This window comes from Bacillus sp. SIMBA_031 (genome assembly GCF_046535225.1).
GTDB classification, from domain to species: domain Bacteria; phylum Bacillota; class Bacilli; order Bacillales; family Bacillaceae; genus Bacillus; species Bacillus velezensis.
This window is the reverse complement of sequence record NZ_JAWRXC010000126.1, coordinates 1-292: the sequence shown is the minus strand read 5'-3', so window position 1 is coordinate 292 and position 292 is coordinate 1. Positions and strand designations below refer to the sequence as shown.

General features: G+C 45.9%; 1 protein-coding gene. It reads left to right on the top strand.

The features are described from left to right. Positions 1-199, top strand: a 199-nt coding sequence (locus SB724_RS19780; protein ID WP_000327172.1) for an IS1 family transposase, incomplete at its 5' end; no start/stop codon positions are given. Between the last annotated feature and the right edge of the window lie 93 nt (positions 200-292).

Below are 292 nucleotides of genomic sequence, written 5' to 3'. Positions count from 1 at the left end.
CTGGCCGCTGTATGAATCCCGCCTGAAGGGAAAGCTGCACGTAATCAGCAAGCGATATACGCAGCGAATTGAGCGGCATAACCTGAATCTGAGGCAGCACCTGGCACGGCTGGGACGGAAGTCGCTGTCGTTCTCAAAATCGGTGGAGCTGCATGACAAAGTCATCGGGCATTATCTGAACATAAAACACTATCAATAAGTTGGAGTCATTACCTAGTTTACTAACGGTCATTTTGCAGTGAAGCCATTTACTGTTTTTTATCGACCAGATAATCTGTTCTCTAATGTTAAC